Source organism: Serratia sp. PL7 (assembly GCF_945957435.1).
This window is the reverse complement of the sequence record NZ_CAMFLB010000079.1, coordinates 1-2,374: the sequence shown is the minus strand read 5'-3', so window position 1 is coordinate 2,374 and position 2,374 is coordinate 1. Positions and strand designations below refer to the sequence as shown.

7 protein-coding genes are annotated in these 2,374 nt (G+C 49.7%); all 7 read left to right on the top strand.

Features of this window, described 5'->3' with window-relative positions; genetic code table 11:
* A partial coding sequence (gene rplP, locus N6G83_RS54160) for a 50S ribosomal protein L16 (RefSeq protein WP_260524419.1) occupies positions 1 to 241 on the top strand: 241 nt, incomplete at its 5' end.
* Positions 241 to 432: a 50S ribosomal protein L29 gene (gene rpmC, locus N6G83_RS54155; RefSeq protein ID WP_004929762.1), complete on the top strand. Its 192-nt coding sequence runs from the start codon at positions 241 to 243 to the stop codon at positions 430 to 432. The genes rplP and rpmC, both read left to right, overlap by 1 nt.
* Positions 433 to 687, top strand: a complete 255-nt coding sequence (gene rpsQ / locus N6G83_RS54150; RefSeq protein WP_004929760.1) for a 30S ribosomal protein S17 — start codon at positions 433 to 435, stop codon at positions 685 to 687.
* Between the two features lie 172 nt (positions 688 to 859).
* Positions 860 to 1,231 carry a 50S ribosomal protein L14 gene (gene rplN, locus N6G83_RS54145; RefSeq protein WP_000613954.1) on the top strand — a complete coding sequence of 124 codons (372 nt, stop codon included), beginning with the start codon at positions 860 to 862 and terminating at the stop codon, positions 1,229 to 1,231.
* Between the two features lie 9 nt (positions 1,232 to 1,240).
* Positions 1,241 to 1,555: a 50S ribosomal protein L24 gene (rplX, locus tag N6G83_RS54140; RefSeq protein WP_004929758.1), complete on the top strand. Its 315-nt coding sequence runs from the start codon at positions 1,241 to 1,243 to the stop codon at positions 1,553 to 1,555.
* A gap of 14 nt (positions 1,556 to 1,569) precedes the next feature.
* On the top strand, positions 1,570 to 2,109 hold the full coding sequence (rplE, locus tag N6G83_RS54135) for a 50S ribosomal protein L5 (RefSeq protein ID WP_004929756.1): 540 nt from the start codon (positions 1,570 to 1,572) through the stop codon (positions 2,107 to 2,109).
* Positions 2,110 to 2,122: 13 nt separating this feature from the next.
* On the top strand, positions 2,123 to 2,374 hold a 252-nt coding region (gene rpsN, locus N6G83_RS54130), incomplete at its 3' end, for a 30S ribosomal protein S14 (protein WP_260524418.1).

Below are 2,374 nucleotides of genomic sequence, written 5' to 3'. Positions count from 1 at the left end.
TAAGCGTCAAGGCAAGATCTGGATCCGTGTATTCCCGGACAAACCGATCACCGAGAAGCCGCTGGAAGTGCGTATGGGTAAAGGTAAGGGTAACGTGGAGTATTGGGTTGCCCTGATCCAGCCTGGTAAGGTCCTGTACGAAATGGACGGCGTGCCAGAAGAGGTTGCCCGCGAGGCATTCAAACTGGCAGCAGCGAAACTGCCGATCAAAACCACCTTTGTAACTAAGACGGTGATGTAATGAAAGCACAAGAGCTGCGTGAAAAAAGCGTTGAAGAGCTGAATGCCGAGCTGCTCAACCTGCTGCGTGAGCAATTCAACTTGCGCATGCAGGCGGCCAGTGGCCAGCTGCAACAAACTCACCTGTTGAAACAAGTGCGTCGTGACGTCGCACGCGTTAAGACTTTACTGACTCAAAAGGCGGGTGTGTAAATGACTGAAGTTATCCGTACCCTGCAGGGTCGTGTTGTTAGCGATAAAATGGAGAAATCCATCGTTGTTGCTATCGAGCGTACTGTGAAGCACCCGATCTACGGGAAATTCATCAAACGTACGACCAAGCTGCACGTACATGACGAGAACAACGAATGTGGTACCGGCGACGTGGTGGAAATCCGCGAATGCCGCCCACTGTCCAAGACTAAGTCCTGGACGTTGGTTCGCGTTGTAGAGAAAGCGATTCTGTAATAGAGTAGCTGGCTCTCACTTAATAAACGGCTCAGAAAATGAGCCGTTTATTTTTTCTACCCATACCAAGTAAGCGGTGTTATAATGCTGCGCCCTCGGTTATGGGGCTTTTCAACGGCCTAATTTTTACTTGGGTCTTTAAAGTAGTAGTTGACATTAGCGGAGCACTAAAATGATCCAAGAACAGACTATGCTGAACGTCGCCGACAACTCCGGTGCACGTCGCGTAATGTGTATCAAGGTTCTAGGTGGCTCGCACCGTCGCTACGCAGGCGTCGGCGACATCATCAAAATTACCATCAAGGAAGCAATTCCTCGCGGTAAGGTGAAGAAAGGCGATGTTCTGAAGGCGGTAGTGGTGCGCACCAAGAAGGGTGTACGTCGCCCGGACGGTTCTGTCATTCGCTTCGATGGTAATGCATGCGTTATTTTGAACAATAACAGCGAGCAGCCTATCGGTACGCGTATTTTTGGGCCGGTAACTCGTGAACTGCGTAATGAGAAGTTCATGAAAATTATCTCTCTGGCACCAGAAGTACTCTAAGGAGCGAACATGGCAGCGAAGATCCGTCGTGATGACGAAGTTATCGTGATTACCGGGAAAGACAAAGGTAAGCGCGGTAAAGTAAAAAATGTCCTGTCTGCTGGCAAGGTCATTGTTGAAGGCATCAACCTGGTTAAGAAACACCAGAAGCCGGTTCCGGCTCTGAACCAACCAGGCGGCATTGTTGAAAAAGAAGCTGCAATTCAGGTTTCTAACATTGCTATCTTCAACGCGGCTACCGGCAAGGCTGACCGTGTAGGCTTTAGATTCGAAGACGGCAAAAAAGTCCGTTTCTTCAAGTCTAACAGCGAAACTATCAAGTAATTTGGAGTAATACGATGGCGAAACTGCATGATTACTACAAAGACGAGGTAGTCAAACAACTGATGTCTCAGTTTGATTACAACTCTGTCATGCAAGTCCCTCGGGTCGAGAAGATCACCCTGAACATGGGTGTTGGTGAAGCGATTGCTGACAAGAAACTGCTGGATAACGCCGCAGCGGACCTGGCAGCTATCTCCGGTCAAAAACCGTTGATCACCAAAGCCCGCAAATCTGTTGCAGGCTTCAAAATCCGTCAGGGCTATCCGATCGGCTGTAAAGTAACTCTGCGTGGCGAACGCATGTGGGAGTTCTTTGAGCGTCTGATCTCCATTGCTGTTCCACGTATCCGTGACTTCCGTGGCCTGTCCGCCAAGTCATTCGATGGCCGTGGCAACTACAGCATGGGCGTGCGTGAGCAAATCATCTTCCCAGAAATCGACTACGACAAAGTCGATCGCGTTCGTGGTTTGGATATTACCATTACCACTACTGCGAAATCTGATGATGAAGGCCGCGCGCTGCTGGCTGCTTTTAACTTCCCGTTCCGCAAGTAAGGCAGGGTTACTGATGGCTAAGCAATCAATGAAAGCACGCGAAGTCAAGCGCGTGAAATTAGCTGACAAGTTCTTTGCAAAACGCGCTGAACTGAAAGCTATTATCTCTGATGTGAACGCATCCGATGAAGATCGTTGGAATGCCGTTCTCAAGCTGCAAACTCTGCCGCGTGATTCCAGCCCGTCTCGTCAGCGTAAACGCTGCCGCCAAACTGGCCGTCCACATGGTTATGTGGGCAAATTCGGGTTGAGCCGTATTAAGCTT